11 protein-coding genes, 1 other RNA gene and 2 pseudogenes are annotated in these 14,430 nt (G+C 72.6%); 7 read left to right on the forward strand and 7 right to left on the reverse strand.

The window, feature by feature from the left end; all coding sequences use genetic code 11:
- The first annotated feature begins 1 nt into the window (after position 1).
- Entirely contained in the window at positions 2-1,012 is a 1,011-nt protein-coding gene (locus ACIQ7M_RS13670; RefSeq protein WP_403643319.1) for a Gfo/Idh/MocA family protein, read from the forward strand.
- A gap of 545 nt (positions 1,013-1,557) precedes the next feature.
- On the opposite strand, the pseudogene ACIQ7M_RS13675 reads toward ACIQ7M_RS13670, so the two are convergent.
- Positions 1,558-2,709, reverse strand: a pseudogene (locus tag ACIQ7M_RS13675) (D-alanyl-D-alanine carboxypeptidase family protein); the annotation flags it as partial.
- Between the two features lie 363 nt (positions 2,710-3,072).
- Here ACIQ7M_RS13675 and ACIQ7M_RS13680 point away from each other — a divergent pair.
- The gene (locus ACIQ7M_RS13680; protein ID WP_355762421.1) at positions 3,073-4,536 is read left to right on the forward strand and encodes an ABC transporter permease; all 1,464 of its coding nucleotides are present in this window, start codon (positions 3,073-3,075) and stop codon (positions 4,534-4,536) included.
- 91 nt (positions 4,537-4,627) lie between these two features.
- Positions 4,628-5,407 (forward strand): ABC transporter ATP-binding protein, encoded by a 780-nt coding sequence (locus tag ACIQ7M_RS13685; RefSeq protein WP_403643322.1) that lies wholly within the window; start codon positions 4,628-4,630, stop codon positions 5,405-5,407.
- A 111-nt stretch (positions 5,408-5,518) separates the two neighbouring features.
- Here the strand turns inward: ACIQ7M_RS13685 and ACIQ7M_RS13690 are convergent, their stop codons facing one another.
- Entirely contained in the window at positions 5,519-5,845 is a 327-nt protein-coding gene (locus ACIQ7M_RS13690; protein ID WP_355762427.1) for a nuclear transport factor 2 family protein, read from the reverse strand.
- A 132-nt stretch (positions 5,846-5,977) separates the two neighbouring features.
- Here ACIQ7M_RS13690 and ACIQ7M_RS13695 point away from each other — a divergent pair, with 132 nt between their 5' ends.
- The gene (locus tag ACIQ7M_RS13695; protein ID WP_403643326.1) at positions 5,978-6,523 is read left to right on the forward strand and encodes a DoxX family membrane protein; all 546 of its coding nucleotides are present in this window, start codon (positions 5,978-5,980) and stop codon (positions 6,521-6,523) included.
- Positions 6,524-6,558: 35 nt separating this feature from the next.
- On the opposite strand, the gene rnpB is transcribed toward ACIQ7M_RS13695, so the two are convergent.
- From rnpB to ACIQ7M_RS13715, 4 genes and pseudogenes are all read right to left on the reverse strand, one after another.
- An RNA gene (rnpB, locus tag ACIQ7M_RS13700) (RNase P RNA component class A) lies at positions 6,559-6,972 on the reverse strand.
- Between the two features lie 70 nt (positions 6,973-7,042).
- Positions 7,043-7,870: pseudogene (locus ACIQ7M_RS13705) on the reverse strand (DMT family transporter); the annotation flags it as partial.
- A gap of 14 nt (positions 7,871-7,884) precedes the next feature.
- Positions 7,885-8,859, reverse strand: coding sequence for an AraC family transcriptional regulator (locus ACIQ7M_RS13710; RefSeq protein WP_386987699.1), 975 nt, complete (start codon positions 8,857-8,859; stop codon positions 7,885-7,887).
- A gap of 104 nt (positions 8,860-8,963) precedes the next feature.
- On the reverse strand, positions 8,964-10,397 hold the full coding sequence (locus tag ACIQ7M_RS13715; protein ID WP_403643329.1) for an RNB domain-containing ribonuclease: 1,434 nt from the start codon (positions 10,395-10,397) through the stop codon (positions 8,964-8,966).
- A gap of 182 nt (positions 10,398-10,579) precedes the next feature.
- Between ACIQ7M_RS13715 and yaaA the strand changes: the two genes are divergently transcribed.
- Together yaaA and eda are read left to right on the forward strand one after the other, a co-directional pair.
- Positions 10,580-11,380: a peroxide stress protein YaaA gene (yaaA, locus tag ACIQ7M_RS13720; protein WP_403643332.1), complete on the forward strand. Its 801-nt coding sequence runs from the start codon at positions 10,580-10,582 to the stop codon at positions 11,378-11,380.
- A gap of 305 nt (positions 11,381-11,685) precedes the next feature.
- The gene (gene eda, locus ACIQ7M_RS13725; RefSeq protein WP_386987691.1) at positions 11,686-12,330 is read left to right on the forward strand and encodes a bifunctional 4-hydroxy-2-oxoglutarate aldolase/2-dehydro-3-deoxy-phosphogluconate aldolase; all 645 of its coding nucleotides are present in this window, start codon (positions 11,686-11,688) and stop codon (positions 12,328-12,330) included.
- A 117-nt stretch (positions 12,331-12,447) separates the two neighbouring features.
- Here eda and ACIQ7M_RS13730 read toward each other — a convergent pair whose 3' ends face one another.
- The gene (locus tag ACIQ7M_RS13730) at positions 12,448-13,530 is read right to left on the reverse strand and encodes an NAD(P)-dependent alcohol dehydrogenase (protein ID WP_403643336.1); all 1,083 of its coding nucleotides are present in this window, start codon (positions 13,528-13,530) and stop codon (positions 12,448-12,450) included.
- A gap of 88 nt (positions 13,531-13,618) precedes the next feature.
- On the opposite strand from ACIQ7M_RS13730, the gene ACIQ7M_RS13735 reads away from it, so the two are divergent.
- Positions 13,619-14,419, forward strand: a complete 801-nt coding sequence (locus ACIQ7M_RS13735) for a helix-turn-helix domain-containing protein (protein WP_386987686.1) — start codon at positions 13,619-13,621, stop codon at positions 14,417-14,419.
- Positions 14,420-14,430: the final 11 nt, after the last annotated feature.

Consider the following 14,430-nt stretch of genomic DNA (forward strand, 5'->3'; position numbering starts at 1 on the left):
CATGACGGGCGAGCGTGAACGCGTGCGGTGGGGGATTCTGGCGACCGGCGGGATCGCCGCGGCGTTCACGGCGGACCTGGTGGACATGCCGGACGCCGAGGTGGTGGCCGTCGCCTCACGCTCGGACTCCTCGGCGAAGGCGTTCGCGGAGCGGTTCGGGATTCCCCGCGCCTACGGGGACTGGGCGTCGCTCGCCGCGGACGAGGACGTCGACGTCGTGTACGTCGCCACGCCGCACTCGGCGCACCGGGTGGCCGCCGGGATGTGCCTGGAGGCGGGGCGCCATGTGCTGTGCGAGAAGGCGTTCACGCTGAACGCGCGCGAGGCCGGGGAGCTGGTCGCGCTCGCCCGCGGGAACGACCGCTTCCTGATGGAGGCCATGTGGATGTACTGCAATCCGCTGGTCGTGCGGCTGAAGGCGCTGGTCGACGACGGGGTGATCGGTGACGTGCGCACGGTGCAGGCCGACTTCGGTCTGGCCGGGCCGTTCCCGCCCTCGCACCGGCTGCGGGACCCCGCGCAGGGCGGCGGCGCGCTGCTCGATCTCGGCGTCTATCCGGTGTCGTTCGCCCAGCTGCTGCTCGGGGAGCCCTCGGACATCGCCGCGAGAGCGGTGCTCTCCGAGGAGGGCGTCGATCTCCAGACGGGTGCGCTGCTCTCCTTCGAGAGCGGTGCTCTGGCTTCGGTGCACTGCTCCATCAACGGCGGCACTCCGGTCGCCGCCTCCGTCACCGGCTCCGCGGGCCGCATCGACATCCCGGGCGGCTTCTTCTTCCCGGACCACTTCGTCCTGCACCGCGACGGCCGCGAGCCGGCGACCTTCCGCGCCGACCCCGCCTCCGGCCCCCGCAACAGCCTCAAGCACGAGGCCGCCGAGGTGATGCGCGCCCTGCGCGCCGGCGAGACCGAGTCCCCCCTCGTCCCCCTCGACGGCACGCTCGCCGTGATGCGGACACTCGACACGATCCGCGAGCGCATCGGCGTCCGCTATCCCGGCGAGGCCAAGGCGTAGCGGACCGGACGCCACCGACGGCGGACCGCGAGCGCCGGGCCCCCACGTACGCCGGAGCCCGGCGGTTCACCAAGGAATGGCAAACGCCGCAATCCACACATACGGAGGGCAACTCTCCGGACCATATAAGCCGTTGGTGCGCTTATGCTCGTCATCTCCCCATCAGAGCTTCACAGTTGGAGCGCACGGCTTCGGTACGACCACGGTCCACTCCGAGGGGGAGGTGGCAGCCGCTCCGCGGCCCGGGTGGGGGCCGACCTCGCGCAGGACCGCGGGGCGCGCACCGGACCGCGGAGCGGCTGCCCCCGTCGTCAGCCCTGACCGCCGCCGTCCGCTTCGGCCGTCTTCACGTCCGGCGCGGTGGCCGTCTTCCCGTCCGGCGCGGTGGCCGTCTTCCCGTCCGGCGCGATGGCCGGCTTCACGGTCCGCGCCTCAGTCGGCGTCATGGTCCGCGCCTCGGTCGGCGTCACGTCCGGCGTCACGCCGTCCGCCTCGGTCGGGTTCGCGTCCGGCGCCCCGGCAGGATCCCGAGCCGGCTCCGCGACCGGCCGCCCGGCCGACCGGCGCCCGCGGGCGCGCAGCGCGAGCGCGCCGCCCGCGAGGAGCGCCACCACCGCCCCGGCCCCGCCGATCAGCCCCCACGGCGCGCCGTCGCCCTTCCCGCCGGCGGCCCCGGCCGGGGCGCCCGCCGCGGCCTTGGCCGCCTTCCGCGTGGGCTTCGCGCTCGCGCCGCCCGCACTGAGCGGATCGACCAGCGCGCCGACCGGCTCGGCGTTCGCGCCCTCGCCGAAACCCCAGTCGAGGAGCTGCGCCGTCTCCTCGTAGACGCCGTTGCCACCGCTCTTGGGGTGCATCACCGTGACGAGCAGGGTGCGTCCGTCGCGGGTCGCCGCACCGGTGAAGGTGTTGCCGGCGTGGCTGGTGTAGCCGTTCTTCACCCCGATCAGACCCTCGTACGGCTCCATGCCCCACGCGCCCGTCAGCAGGCGGTCGGTGTTCTGGATCTGGAAGGTCTTCTTGCCGCCGGCGGGGAAGTCGGCGGTCTTCGTCGAGCAGTAGCCGCGGAAGTCGGCGTCCGCGAGCCCGTGCCGGGCGAAGAGCGTGAGGTCGTACGCGGACGAGAGCTGGCCCTTGTGGTCGAAGCCGTCGGGGCTGACCACGTGGGTGTCGAGGGCCTGGAGGTCCTTCGCGAGTGCCTGCATCTCGGCGACGGTGGCCTCGATGCCGCCGTTCATGTGGCTGAGCACGTGCACCGCGTCGTTGCCGGAACGCAGGAAGACGCCCTGCCACAACTGCTCGACGGTGTAGGTGATGCCGGGCTTGATACCGACGAGGCTGGAGCCCGCGGGGACGTCGGCGATGTCGGCGTCGACCACCTTGTACGTCCGGGCGCGCTCGAACTTCTTCAGGACCGTGCCGGCGAACAGCATCTTCAGGGTGGAGGCGGGCGCGAGACGCCGGTGGGCGTTGTACGCGGCGAGCACCTCGCCCGTGGTGAGGTCGGCGACCAGCCAGGAGCGGGCGGTGAGGTGCTTGGGCAGCCCCGCCGCACCGCTCACCTGTATCCCGGCACGGGCCAGTCGCGCACCGCCGATCGTCGTCGTGGCGTACGCGGTCGTGGCCGTCGCGGCGGCGAGGGGGACGGCGGCGGCGAGGCCGAGAGCGGCACGGCGGGAGAGCCCGGAAGAATCACGCATCCCGGGACCGTACAAAGTCCGTCCGGGAAGCCTGACAGCGGGGTGACAAAGGAAAGTACCGGCGCTTCCAAAGCAGCGGTGAACAAGCCACGCGAGAACGCGGGCGCCGTGTCGGCGTACCCGGCCGCTTTCACGCGCCCGGCGCGCTCGGGCGGGCGCGTGAAACCCCGGCGCGGTGGCAGTCAACAGGCGTTTCCTGGCAAAGAGCCCTCGAAAGCCTGGGAATGGGCTGTCTGACCCAATATTGATTCCGGGGTCCCGATTCTCAGCCCTCACACATCCCTTACTCAGCCCGGCGCAAAGGTTCCTCCCTAGCTTGTGACTGCGCCCACAGGGGGGCGCCAAGAACCTTTGAGGAACGGGATGTTTGGCATCTATCTCAAGCGAGAGCTGAGCCGGCGCAAGAAGGCGGCACTGGTGATCGCCATGGGTCTGGCGCTCGGTATCGCGCTGGTCATCACCGTCAACTCGGTGTCGGCCGGCATGCAGCAGGCCCAGGAGAAAGTCCTGAAGTCGCTGTACGGGCTCGGCACGGACATGACGGTCACCAAGGCCCAGGCGGCACCGTCCAGCAACTCGTCGGGCCGCCCGAAGTTCGACTTCGACGCCAAGTCGGACAGCAGCAAGACACAGAGCTCGGACCGGGTGATGACCCAGGGCGGACAGTCGCTGAAGTCCTCGCTCGTCACCGAGGTCGCCGCGCAGAAGGGCGTGGCGAGCGCCGTGGGCGCGCTGAGCCTGAACGTCACCAAGGTCGACGGCTCGTTCACCCAGGGCAAGGCGAAGTCCACCACCTCGGGCTCCGGCCAGCAGGGCGGACCCGGCGGCCAGGGCGGCAGCACCGGTGCGCCCCAGGTACAGGGCGGCGGCGCCTCCTTCGACGTGAACTCCTACTCGGTCGCCGGCGTCGACGTGAGCCACCAGGAACTCGGTCCGCTGGCCACCTCGAAGATCACCACGGGCGCGACGTTCACGGCGGCGCAGAGTTCCGCGAAGGTCGCGGTGCTCAGCAAGTCGTACGCCAAGGAGAACAAGTACAAGGTCGGCTCGACCCTCAAGATCTCCGGCAAGAAGTACAAGGTCATCGGCATCGCGACGCCCGACAGCAGCGAGTCGACCACCGACGTCTACCTGCCGCTGAAGCAGGCCCAGACCCTCGGTGACGCCAAGAACAAGGTCACCACGATCTACGTCAAGGCGACCGACTCGAAGCAGATCGCCACGGTCAAGACGACCATCCAGAAGAACATCTCCGGGACGACCGTCACCACCTCCGCCGACCTCGCGGACACCGTCTCCGGCTCGCTGTCGACCGCCTCGAACCTCGCGACGAGCGTCGGCAAGTGGCTGTCCATCGCCGTCCTGATCGCCGCGTTCCTGGTCGCCGCGCTGCTCACCTCCTCCGCCGTCTCCCGCCGGGTGCGTGAGTTCGGCACGCTGAAGGCGCTCGGCTGGCCGTCCCGCAAGGTCACCCGGCAGGTCGTCGGCGAGTCGATCGTGAACGGTCTGCTCGGCGGCGTCCTCGGCATCGGCCTCGGACTCGCGGCGGCCTACACCGTCACCGCGATCAGCCCGAAGCTGACGGCGGAGCTCGGCTCCACCGGTTCCACCGGCGGCCCGGGCGGCCCCGGCGGCGGCGGTCCCGGCGGGCAGGCGGCCTCCGCCGCCAAGAACACCATCGACATCGCGCTGTCCGCGCCGGTGTCGGTGACCACCATCGCGCTCGCCGTGGGCCTGGCCGTCACCGGCGGTCTGATCGCCGGAGCGATGGGCGGCTGGCGCGCCTCCCGGATGCGCCCGGCGGACGCGCTCCGCAGCGTCTCCTGACCCACCCCCGGGCCCACCCCACGAGTCGGGGCGCCGCGTCCACTCCCCCCGGGCCGCGGCGCCCCACCCCCTTCATCCTCGGAGAACCTTCATGTACAAGCTCACCGGCGTCACCAAGCGCTATACGCGGGGCAAGGAGACGGTCGAGGCCCTGCGGGGCGTCGACCTCACCATCGAGGACGGCGACCAGCTCGTCATCCAGGGCCCCACGGGCGGCGGCAAGTCGACGCTGCTCCAGATGATCGGCGGGCTCGACCGGCCGACCTCCGGTTCCGTCGAGCTGGACGGCGTGGACCTCGGCACCATCAGCGAGGCCAAGCTGACCCGGCTGCGGGCCGAGAAGATCGGCATCATCTTCCAGTCGTTCAACCTCATCCCGACGCTGACCGCGCAGGAGAACGTCGAGACCGCCCTCGTACCGCTCGGGGTCAAGCCCGCCGAGCGGCGCGAGCGCGCCGCGGAGGCGCTCCGCTCGGTCGGTCTCGGCGAACGGCTCACACACGTCCCGACCGAGCTGTCCGGCGGTCAGCAGCAGCGCGTGGCCATCGCCCGGGCCCTGGTCAAGAAGCCGAAGGTACTGCTCGCCGACGAGCCGACCGGCAACCTCGACGAGGGCACCCGCGACGACATCATGGGCCTGCTCGAAGGGCTGTGGCACGAGTACGGGCTGACGTTCATCATGGTCACCCACGACTCGTCCATCGCCCGTCGCGCGCCGCGCCTCGCGACCATCAAGGCGGGGCAGATCACCCTGACCGAGCAGGGTGCCCGCCGGGCCGTCCCCTCGGGTTCCGGACACCCGTCCCCGCAGCGGCAGTTCACACCGCAGGAGTACGCGCGGGAACAGTACGGGGCCGCCCAGGGCTACTGAGCCCCACGGTGGCCCCGGCCTCCGTACGCACCCCGCACCCCGCACCCCGCACCTCACGCTCCCCGCGCCCCCGGGCCGCTCACCGCACCTCGGTGAGCGGCCCGTCGGCGTTCACGCCTGGCCGGTCTCGAAACGGCTGATCCTGCCGCCGTCGGCGACGGTGAAGCTCCACCGGGTCTTCATCTCGCCCCACGTGTCGTTGCGGTACCGCACGAGGAGGGAACGCCCCCCGTCGGACTCGCTGTCGACGTCCATGTGGCCGCGCGAGGAGAAGATCTCCCGGTCGGTCCAGTCGGCGAGGTCACGGTCGGAACCGTCGTCCGACATGGTCGCGCCCGGCGCGAGAAGGGCCTCGAACGCGTCCCGGTCATGGGCGTTCACCGCGGTGACGAAGGCCCGGACGGCCGGGTCGCTGAGGCGCGTTGGCTGAATGGTCATGGGAGCCACCCTCACACCGGCTCCCCGCACCCGCCACCCGAACGGCGGCGCGGGCCCGCCGGGCCGGTGCGATCGGTGCGACGGTGGACACGCGGGAGGAAACCGTTGCCGCCGTCTGGACTGGGAGTCACCGTGACCTGTATCGACCGGCGTGATCTGGGACTGCTGCTGATCCGGCTGAGCACCGGCGGCGTACTGGCCGCGCACGGAGCGCAGAAGCTGTTCGGCTGGTTCGGCGGCGGTGGCATCGAGGGCACCGGACAGGCCATGGAGGCCATGGGGTACGCGCCCGGCAAGGCGAGCGCCACGGCCGCGGGCCTCGCGGAGGCGGGCGGCGGCGTCCTGCTGGCACTGGGCCTCGCCACGCCCGCGGCCGGTGCCGCGGCGGCCGGCGCGATGGCGGGCGCGGCGGCCGTGCACGTGCCGAACGGGTTCTTCGCGCAGAGCGGCGGCTACGAGTACACGGTCTCGCTCGGGCTGGCGGCGGCGGGTCTCGCGGTGGCGGGTCCGGGCCGGCTGTCGCTCGACCATCTGATGGGCCACGCGGTGAACCGGGGCTGGATGGTGCCGGTCGCGCTGGGTACGACGACCGCGGTCACCGCGGTGGTCGTGGGCGTCCGGAACAACCGGGTGCGCACGGCACGGGAGGGCAAGCAGGAGGCCCTGTTCGAGGAATGAGGCCCTGTTAATGGGGCCCTGTTCGAGGAACAGGGCAGACGAGTCGGGCTGTACGCCGGATTTTGTCGCCCGGTCGCCTCGCGGCGGCCGGGGAGACGGCCATCCATCTAGGGCCGGCGTTGCCGCCGGCCTCGTGCGGTCTACCCGCGAACTCGGGCGAGCAGCCCTCGAACGTTCGCGCAGAGCCGCCTTCCCTTCCGAGAGAGCGGCTCCTCTTGACCTTGCTCCGGGTGGGGTTTACCTAGCTGCCCAGGTCACCCTGGGCACTGGTGGTCTCTTACACCACCGTTTCACCCTTACCGCGAACCGGAGTTCGTGGCGGTCTGCTTTCTGTGGCACTGTCCCGCGGGTCACCCCGGGTGGCCGTTAGCCACCACCCTGCCCTATGGAGTCCGGACGTTCCTCGGGAAGGTCCACAAGAACCTCCACGCGGCCGTCCGCCCGGCTCGTCTGCCGTGCCGACCATGGTACCGGGCGGGCGGGACGCCGGGGACCGGCGGTCGCCGTGGCCAGGACCGAGCCCGCCAGGATGAGGGCGAAGGCGGCGAGGATCCCGGCGGTCAGGTGCTCGTCCAGGAGGAGGGCGCCCGCCGCGACCGCGACCGCCGGATTGACGTACGTGATCACCGTCGCCCGGGTCGGGCCCGCCTCCTTGATCAGTTCCAGGAAGGCCACGAAGGCGACGGCCGTGCAGATGACGCCGAGGCCCGCGATGGCTGCCAGGACCTGTCCGGAAGGTATCGCCTCCGGCCGGGTGAAGGCCGCCGCGGGCGCGTAGACCAGCGCCGCCAGCGCCAGGCAGGGGGCCGTCAGATGGAGCGAGGGCACGTCCTTGAGGCGGCGGGCGACGATGAGCGGCGCGGTGGCGTAGCCGACGACCGTGAGCAGCACCTCGACGAGGGACCGGGCGTCGCCGCCGGTCAGATGCGGTGCCGTGAGGACCGCGACTCCGGCCAGGCCGAGGGCGAGGCCCGTGACGCGCCGGGCGCCGAGCCGTTCCGTGTCGCCGAGGAAGCGGGCCGCGAACACGCCGACGATGGGCACACCGGCGATCAGCAGGCCCGCGGTGGAGCTGGACAGATGGCGTTCGGCGTCCGTGAGCGTCCACCAGGGGACCATGATCTCGATGACCGCGAAGGCCAGCATCGGGCGCCAGTGGGCCCGTACGGTCCCGGCCAGGCCGCCCTGCCGGATCGCGAAGGGGAGCAGCAGCGCGGCACCGATCGCGCAGCGCGTGAACACCACCACCGACGGGGACACCTCGTCCACCGCCACTTTGATCATCAGGTAGGGGATGCCCCAGATCACTCCCATCAGGGAGAACAGAAACCAGCCGCGTGCAGTCATACGGGCAGTCTCGGTCACCGCCCCGCGGGGTGTCTTGAACGCTGTTGCGCTCCGGCCGGGGGCGTGAGCACGCTCGCCCGGTACGCCGCCGGGGTCACGCCCAGGACGCGGCGGAACCAGCGGGTCAGATGGGCCTGGTCGGCGAAGCCCACGAGTCCGGCGACCTCGGCGGGGCGCAGCCCGGACTCCAGGAGCCGGCGGGCCCGGTTCACCCGGTGCTGGGCCAGCCAGGCGTACGGCGGTATCCCCGTCGTCGTACGGAAGGCGCGCAGGAGCTGGTAGCGGGACAGCCCCAGGTCGCCGGCGAGGGAGGCGAGGGAGGGCGGGGCCTGGAGTTCGCCGGCCAGGCGGTCCCGTACTGCGTCGGCTATGCGCGCGGCGCCGGGGACCTCGTCGCGTTCGGGGCGGGCCGTGGAGTGCCGCCGGGTCAGCGCGGCGAGCAGCCACGGCAGGCGGGACTCGGCCTCCAACGGGTCCGGGCAGGCGCTCAGTTCGGCGTGCGCGGCGCGCAGCGCGGTGGCGAGCTCGGGGTCGTCGAGCAGTGGTTCCCGGAAGTGCGGGAGACCGCCGACGGCGCCCTCGGAGAGCAGGGACGGCTCCGCGTAGAGGGCCCGGTAGGCGTAGCCGTCGCAGGCGGCGGGGCCGCCGGTGTGCGTCTCGCCGGGGGCCAGCACGACGATGGACCCCGGGCCGGTCCGTATGTGCCCGCCGCGGTAGCCGATGAGTTCCGAGCCGCCGACGCTGACGCCGATGGTGAACTCGTCGTGGGTGTGCGGGGCGTAGCGGTGTTGGTCGAAGCGCGCGGTCAGCAGGTCCAGGGGCCGGCCGTCCCGCCCGAGGGTGGCCCGGGTCCAGCGGGCCTCCTCTTTGACGAGGTGTTTCGTGGGCCGCCGCGCGGGCGTGGTCGTGCCACGGGCCACGGCGGGCGCCGCGGCGGCCGTCGCCGGGCGCCGTGCGGGCCCGGTCGTCGCCTCTCCCCGTCCGGTCATGCCGTCCCTCCCCCTCGCGGCCGCGGCCGGTCGCGTTCGCCGCTCCGGCTCTACGGAGGCAACGTCCGCGTCCCCCGTTTCCATGCCGGAGGCCGTCGCCGGGATCAGGCGGGTTCGAACCGCACCTTCGCCGTTCCGGGGTCCGCCTGGGTGAGCCGGACCCGCAGGCGTTCGCCCAGCGGCAGTTCCGTCGTCCCGCCGGAGATCCGGGCGAAGACCGCCGGGGACTCCAGTTGCACGGTCCCGGCCGTGGGGTCGTGTTCCTGTACGTCCACCACGCAGGCTTCGAACAAGTCGCCGACGCGGTCCTTGAGGAGCGCCGCCTCCACGATGTCGACGCACTCGCGTTCGACGGTGCCGGCGCGTCTGCTGCCCTCGGCCATCTCCTTGGGCAGGGCGTCGAGTGCCGCGAGGACCCACTCTGGAGTCGGCAGACCGGCGGCGGCCGCGAGGCAGATCTCCGAGGCGTAGCGGTCGACGAGCCGGCGCAGCGGGGCCGTGCAGTGGGCGTAGGGCGCGGCGACGGCCGCGTGCGCGGTGACCTCGGGCAGCGCGCCGTCCCGGAAGACGGTGTACCCGGCACCGCGCAGCAGGGTCGTGCACTCCTGGAGGAAGGCGGCGTGGTGCGGCAGGTGCGGGTCGAGGGAGCGGACGAGCCGCGCGTACGAGACGTGGTGCGGCCAGTCGATGCGCAGGGCGTGTGCGGTCCGGCGCAGCCGTCCGACCGCCCCGTCGGGTGCGGCGGGCAGTGTCCGCAGCACGCCCGTGCCGTGGTCGAGCATCAGCTCGGCGGCCGCCATACCGGTGAGCAGGGAGATCTGCGCGTTCCAGCCGTCGGCGGGCAGCGGGGCGCGGTAGGCGAGTTCGTACGTCCCGTCCTTCTCGACGATCTCCTGCTCGGGCACGTTGAGCGAGATGCCGCCGCGCTCGATCTCCAGGGCCTCGCGCAGTTCGCCGACCTCCTTGAGCAGGGCGAGCGGTTCCTCCGCGGTTCCCGTGTCGATGCGGTGCTGCGCGGTCGCGTAGTCCAGCTTGGCCCGGCTGCGGACCAGGGCACGGCGGACGTCGACGATCTCCGTACGGCCGTCCGGGGCGAGGTCGATCGTCCACAGGACGGCCGGGCAGGTCTGGCCCGGGAGGAGGCTCGCGACGCCTTCGGAGAGCGCGGGCGGGTGGAGGGGGATCTTGCCGTCGGGGAAGTAGAGCGTCATCACGCGCCGATGTGCTTCGGCGTCCAGGGCTCCGCCGGGTGCCACGAAGGCGCCGACGTCGGCGATGGCGTACTGGACGCGGTAGCCGCCCCCCTCGCGGCGCGCGAGGTGCATCGCCTGGTCGAGGTCCTCGGAGGACGGCGGGTCGATGGTGAAGAGGGGGATGTCCGTCGCGTCGTACGCGGGCAGGCGGGCCGGCCGCCCGGCCTCCGCGAGGACGTCGGCCGGGAAACTCCCGGGGACGCCGAGCTCGGTCCGCAGCGCGCGGAGAGCGGCTCGCAGCGGGGCCTGCGGGGCACCGGTGACGCGGACGTGACGGCGAGGCATGGATCGAGCGTAGGCCGGGGCCAACCGGAACGCCCACCGGGCGAGGGGACCGGGTCCACGCCCGCCACGCCGGAGCGGTGCCGCGTGGCGGGGTCCGGTGGGCCCTGGGCCGGGCGGGGAAGGGGGGTGGGGGTACGTCGTAGGCTGGCGGCGGTCCGTATCCGTTGTGAGGAGAACCAACCGTGCTCGTGCTGCTGCCGCCCTCCGAGGGCAAGGCACCCTCCGGCCGGGGAACCGCGCTCAAGCCGGAGTCGCTGTCCCTGCCCGCGCTCGCGGAGGCACGCCAGGCGGTCCTCGACGAGCTGGTCGAACTGTGCGTGGCCGACGAGGAGAAGGCCCGCGAGGTGCTCGGACTGAGCGAGGGCCTGCGGGGCGAGATCGCGAAGAACACGGAACTGCGGACCGCGGGCACGCGCCCGGCCGGGGAGATCTACACGGGAGTCCTGTACGACGCCCTGGACCTGGCCTCGCTGGACACGGCCGCCAAGCGGCGAGCGGGCCGTTCACTGCTCGTCTTCTCCGGACTGTGGGGCGCGGTGCGGGTGACCGACCGCATCCCCTCGTATCGCTGCTCGATGGGTGTGAAGCTGCCGGGCCTCGGAGCGCTGGGCGCGCACTGGCGTACGCCGATGGCCGCCGCGCTCCCCGAAGCCGCGGGCGACGGACTCGTGCTGGACCTGCGGTCCTCGGCGTACACCGCGGCGTGGAAGCCCAAGGGCGAGGTGGCCGGGCGGACGGCGACCGTGCGGGTGCTGCACGCGCAGCTGGTGAACGGGGTCGAGAAGCGTTCCGTCGTCAGCCACTTCAACAAGGCGACCAAGGGCCGGATCGTCCGCAGCCTGCTGACCGCGAACGCCGCGCCGAAGAACCCGGCGGAGCTGACGGAGGCGCTGCGGGACCTCGGGTACACGGTGGAGGCGGAGGCTCCCGGCAGGGCGGGCAGGTCGTGGGCGCTCGACGTGGTGGTGCGGGAGATCCACTGATCGGGCTCCGGCAGAGGGGTTCCGCTGAGGGCTCGGCCGCGGGCCCCGCTGAGGGCTCCGCGCATCGGGCTGCGGCAGAACGGCTCCGCTGAGGGCTCTGCCGATCGGGCACTGCTGAGGGCTGCGCGCATCGGCACCGCTGAAGGCTCCGCGCATCGGGCTGCGCCGAGCGGGCTGCGCGCATGGGGCTCCGCTGAGGGGCGTTCGCCGGGTGTGGCGGTCGTCCGTCCGGGGGCATCCGCGCCAGCGTTGCAACATGTGCAACAACCTTTGCGCATGATGCGCGCCCCGGGCAGGATGACGGCATGACTTCGTCGTCGCCCGCGTCCCCGCACGCCTCCGTCCTGGATCTCGCACCCGTCGTCCCCGTCGTCGTGGTCGCGGACGTCTCCGACGCGGTGCCGCTGGCGCGGGCGCTGGTCGCCGGCGGACTGCCCGCCATCGAGGTGACCCTGCGGACCCCGGCGGCACTCGACGCGATCCGGGCCATCGCGGCCGAGGTGCCCGACGCGGTGGTGGGCGCGGGCACGGTCCTGACGCCCGGGCACGTGGCCGCGTCGGTGGCGGCGGGCGCCCGCTTCCTGGTCAGCCCCGGCTGGACGGACGGGCTGCTGGACGCGATGAAGGCGTCCGGGCTGCCCTTCCTGCCGGGGGTGTCCACGACCACCGAGGTGGTGGCGCTGCTGGAGCGAGGGGTGCGCGAGATGAAGTTCTTCCCCGCGCAGGCCGCGGGCGGCACGGCCTACCTGAAGTCACTGGCGGGACCGCTCCCGCAGGCGCGCTTCTGCCCGACGGGCGGCATCGGCCCGGACTGCGCGCCGGACTATCTCGCGCTCTCCAACGTCGGCTGCGTGGGCGGCAGTTGGATGCTCCCGGCCGACGCGGTCGCCGCGCGGGACTGGCGCCGGGTGGAGGACCTCGCGCGGGAGGCGTCGGCACTGCGGCGGTAGTCGCGCCCGCCCCGCATGGAAGGTGCTCCCGCCCACGCGGCGCTGATCGAGCCCACCGCCCCTCCCCGGCCCGCCCCGCCGAGCCCGCTCGGCTCAACTCGGCGCTCAACTCAGCGCTCAGCTCACGCGGATCACCACCTTGCCGAAGGCCGCGCCGCTCTCGTAGTAGCGGAACGCCTCCCCCACCTCGTCGAAGCCGAGGACGCGGTCCACGACCGGGCGGGTGCCGTGCAGTTCCAGAGCCCTGTTCATGGACTCGAAGTGCGCGCGGCTGCCCACGAAGACCCGGCGGATCGTGGCCAGACTCGCCGCGTACGCCGCGTTGGAGATCTCGATCCCGGACCTGCGCCCGTTGCCGGTGATCAGGAGCACGATCTGGCCGTAGAGCGCGGCGGCGCGCACCGACTGCTCGATGGTGTCGGGCCCGTTGGTCTCCACGACGAGGTCGGCGCCGCGACCGCCGGTCAACTCCCTTACAGCACACCCCCATTCGGGGTTCTGGACGTAGTCGACGACGTGGTCCGCGCCGAGAGCCTTCAGCCGGTCCGCCTTGGCCTCGCTCGATGTCGTCGCGATCACCTCGGCACCCAGCGTCTTGGCGAACTGCACAACGAAGAGGGACAGCGCGCCGGTGCCGAGGGTGAGCACGGTCTGGCCGGGGGTGACGGGCTCGCCGCCGGTCAGGCTGTGCCAGGCGGTCACCCCGGCACAGGGCAGACAGGCCGCCTCCTCCCAGGTCAGATGGCCGGGAACGCGCACGGCGGCGTCCTGGCCCAGACAGGCGTACTCGGTCAGCATGCCGTCGAGGGTGGCGCCGGGCTGGTCGAACCGGTCCGGGGTGACGCGGCCGTCCAGCCAGTTCGGGAAGTACGTGCCGACCACCCGGTCACCCACCGCGAACCGGGTCACCTCCGCCCCCACCGCCACGACCTCCCCGGCTCCGTCGCTCAGCGGGATCACGTCGGGCACGGCCTTCAGGGGGTAGGTCCCGTTCAGGATCAGCAGGTCGCGCTTGTTGAGGGAGACGGCACGGACACGGACGAGGATGTCCCGGGGCCCCGGTTCGGGGCGGGGTGACTCGCGCGGCACGATCCCGTCGACGGTGCCGGGCGTTTCGAGGTGGTAGGCGCGCATGTCCGCTCCCTGGGTGGGCTCCTGCGTGGATGCGTCCATGCTGTCCGCGCCGGGAGTCCCGCTCAATTCCCGGCAGGGTATGACGAGTGATTCCCGGCGAGGTACGACGAGTGCCGCCGCGCCGCTGTCGCATCCGTGACGTACAACTGACCGCATGACGACCGGTATCTCCACCGAGCCCCCGCCCTTCGCCCGGGAGCTGCTGCGCTGGCGGCACGCGCGCAGGGTGAGCCAACTGGAGCTCGCCTCACGGGCGGGCACGACGCAGCGGTACGTCAGTTTCATCGAGCGCGGGCGATCGGTCCCCGGCAGAGAGATCGTGATCCGGCTCGCCGAGTCGCTGGGCCTGACCCTGCGGGAGCGCAACGCGCTTCTCCTGGCGGCCGGTTACGCTCCCGCGTTCACCGAGTCGTCGCTCGACGCGGCCGCGCTGAAGCCCGTACGCGAGGCGCTGGACAGCATCCTCGAAGGGCATCTGCCGTATCCGGCGGTGGTGGCGGGGCCGCGCGGTGAACTCGTCGCCGCCAACGCGGCGTTCGACGTCCTGACGGAGGGTGTCGAACCCGGGCTGCTCGAACCGCCGGTCAACGTCCTGCGGTTGGCCCTTCATCCGCGCGGGATGGCGTCACGGGTGGTGAACCTGGACGCATGGGGCCGGCACATCGTGGAGAACCTGCGGGCCCGTTCCCTGCGCAGCCCCGACCCCCGTCTCGACGCGCTGGTCGAGGAGTTGGCCGCGTACGTGCCGGCGAGCGAGCCGGGCGCCGACTATCTCGGCTTCGCCGTACCACTGCGACTGCGGTGCCCGGAGGGCGAGTTGAGGCTGCTCACGACGTTGACGTCGTTCGCCACCGCGGTGGACGTCACCCTCGCCGAACTCCATCTGGAGGCGTTCCTCCCGGCGGACCCGGAGACCGCCGGGATCCTCCGCGACCGGGCCGCGCGGCGGGGATGAGGCCGCCGGGC

It is taken from the genome of Streptomyces sp. NPDC096324, from assembly GCF_044763015.1.
GTDB lineage: Bacteria > Actinomycetota > Actinomycetes > Streptomycetales > Streptomycetaceae > Streptomyces.

Bases quoted from the DNA above. Each gene is read 5' to 3' on its own strand.
- ACIQ7M_RS13670 (WP_403643319.1), top strand. From the start codon at position 2: ATGACGGGCGAGCGTGAACGCGTGCGGTGGGGGATTCTGGCGACCGGC.
- ACIQ7M_RS13680 (WP_355762421.1), top strand. From the start codon at position 3,073: ATGTTTGGCATCTATCTCAAGCGAGAGCTGAGCCGGCGCAAGAAGGCG.
- ACIQ7M_RS13685 (WP_403643322.1), top strand. From the start codon at position 4,628: ATGTACAAGCTCACCGGCGTCACCAAGCGCTATACGCGGGGCAAGGAG.
- ACIQ7M_RS13690 (WP_355762427.1), bottom strand. From the start codon at position 5,845: ATGACCATTCAGCCAACGCGCCTCAGCGACCCGGCCGTCCGGGCCTTC.
- ACIQ7M_RS13710 (WP_386987699.1), bottom strand. From the start codon at position 8,859: ATGACCGGACGGGGAGAGGCGACGACCGGGCCCGCACGGCGCCCGGCG.
- ACIQ7M_RS13715 (WP_403643329.1), bottom strand. From the start codon at position 10,397: ATGCCTCGCCGTCACGTCCGCGTCACCGGTGCCCCGCAGGCCCCGCTG.
- eda (WP_386987691.1), top strand. From the start codon at position 11,686: ATGACTTCGTCGTCGCCCGCGTCCCCGCACGCCTCCGTCCTGGATCTC.
- ACIQ7M_RS13735 (WP_386987686.1), top strand. From the start codon at position 13,619: ATGACGACCGGTATCTCCACCGAGCCCCCGCCCTTCGCCCGGGAGCTG.